Genomic DNA, 2034 nt, shown 5'->3' with positions numbered 1-2034 from the left:
AGCTCGTCAGGCTCATAACCTGAAGGCCGCAGGTTCAAATCCTGCCCCCGCAACCAAACACATATACATACGCATACACACGAAAAGGCCCGCATCTGCGGGCCTTTTCGCGTTCTGGGGTTTCCCCAGCGTCAATGCGGCGGCCGTCTTGCAATGCGGATTCCGGTCGATCACCTCTGCAGCATCGCCATGGCGCTGTCGGCGTCGGTGATCATGATCGTCGGCAGCCTCGCCCGTGCCAGGGCCAGGAGAATGTCGTGCTTGTGCGAACCGCCCGAGGCGACGATGCGGCAGGGGATGCGGCGGTATTCGTCGAACTCGGGCGAGAGCACCTGACGGTTGAGCGGGTGATCGACGGGATTTCCTTCGGCGTCGATGTACCGGCCGAGGAGATCGCCGACCGCACCGAGGGCTATGAGGTCGCTCACCTTCGTCCCCTCCGGAAGGCCATAGCGCACCTGCAGGGAGTGCTGCGACATGTCGCCGGCGCTGAGATAGGATATGTCGACGTCGCATATCTGGCGGAAGGTCCTGCGGAACACCGACTGGGCAATCACGGCCTCGCGCGATTGCGGCGTTTCGGCATAGATCGGCGCGACGAAATAGTGGCATTGCGCCTTCAGCACCTCCGCGAAGCCGCGGACGATCTCGAAGGTGTTGATCTCCGAACCATGCGTCAGCCCGCCCATCATCGATCGGACATCGATCCGGGGCTCGTTGGCGGGCGTCATATGCTGCATCGTCTCGCGCAAGGTCGCGCCCCAGCCAACGCCGATGGAGTGTGGTTTCCGCGTCTGGATCAGGCGATCGAGATAGGCGGCGGCTCCGCGCCCGATAACGGCTTGAACAAAGCGCGGATCGGCAGGGGTGGGCATGACCACGGCATCATCCAAGCCGAAACGGTCACGCAGCCGCGATTCCAGTTCGACACTTTCGACAAGGGGCGAACTGAAGCTGATCCGGACGACGCCCTGCTCCAGCGCCGCGGCAAGAAGCTCGTTCACCCTCCGGCGTGTGAGATTCATGCGCTCGCCGATCTGGGCCTGCGTCAGTCCTTCCACATGGTAGAGCCAAGCGGCCTTGGCCATCAGTTTCTGCTGCCCCATGCACCCCCCTGCAACGTTGCGCGTCTGCTCAGACCGCATGTCATCCTTAATCGGGCAAGGTGACATGGAGAAGAGTTACATACGTCACATCAGTGTTACACATGTGAACTAAACGGCTTCTGACGAATTCAGTTGGACGCCTTACTCCCCATGACTGCAGCTTCATTCCCTGTCGCTTTGCACCGCGCGTCGACCGGCTGCGCGAATGCGCAGGCGATGCCTCCGAAGGAGCTGAGGTGCCTCACAGTTCGCCGTCGAGCCCCTGTCACGTTTCACCCAAACATCAGGAAGACGACGTCTGGCGGAACTAGACCCGACGCTGAACGGCATCCGCGCGGGTGCTCGATTCCATCCAAAAGGAGGTGGCATGAAAGAGGCCGCGCCCAGCATTGAGAGAACGGATTTCTGAGATGCAGATGATCTTGGGACAGTCACGCCTTGCGCCGTTTGGCCTACCTTACTTGGGTTTTCGCGAACTCATGGAAGGAGAGCAAAGCGTGACTGCACCTTATGATTATCACATTGGCGTAGATTACCACAAAAGCTACAGCCACCTTGTCGTGCAAGATTCCACCGGCAAGACACTACGATCCGGGCGAGTGAAGAACGATCGTCAGTCGCTCGGGTCGTTTCTCGAGCGCTATCGGGAGAACAGCCATGCGGTGGTGGAAGCCACCCGCAACTGGATGGTGATGTACGACTGGCTCGATGACATCTGTGACGATGTCGTGCTGGCGCATCCGCTGAAAGTGAAGGCGATCGCCGATGCGAAGATCAAGACGGACAAGGTCGATGCGACGGTGCTGGCGCATCTTCTTCGGGCCGATCTCGTGCCCGAGGCATGGGCTCCTGGAGACAAGGCGCGAGAGCTTCGCGTCGCCCTTCGCGAACGGATGTTCTACGTGCGGCTACGCACGATGACAAAGAA

General features: G+C 60.2%; 2 protein-coding genes. One reads left to right on the top strand and one right to left on the bottom strand.

Going from position 1 to position 2034, the window contains the following annotated elements; genetic code table 11:
• Window positions 1–170: 170 nt before the first annotated feature.
• Window positions 171–1106 carry a sugar-binding transcriptional regulator gene (locus tag ACTJKL_RS31970; protein ID WP_440854757.1) on the bottom strand — a complete coding sequence of 312 codons (936 nt, stop codon included), beginning with the start codon at window positions 1104–1106 and terminating at the stop codon, window positions 171–173.
• Window positions 1107–1603: 497 nt separating this feature from the next.
• Here ACTJKL_RS31970 and ACTJKL_RS31965 point away from each other — a divergent pair.
• Window positions 1604–2034, top strand: a 431-nt coding sequence (locus tag ACTJKL_RS31965) for an IS110 family transposase (RefSeq protein WP_440854047.1), incomplete at its 3' end; no start/stop codon positions are given.

Source organism: Sinorhizobium sp. 22678, assembly GCF_052044265.1.
Classification (GTDB): Bacteria; Pseudomonadota; Alphaproteobacteria; order Rhizobiales; family Rhizobiaceae; genus Sinorhizobium; species Sinorhizobium meliloti_A.
This window is presented reverse-complemented; position numbering and strand designations above follow the sequence as displayed.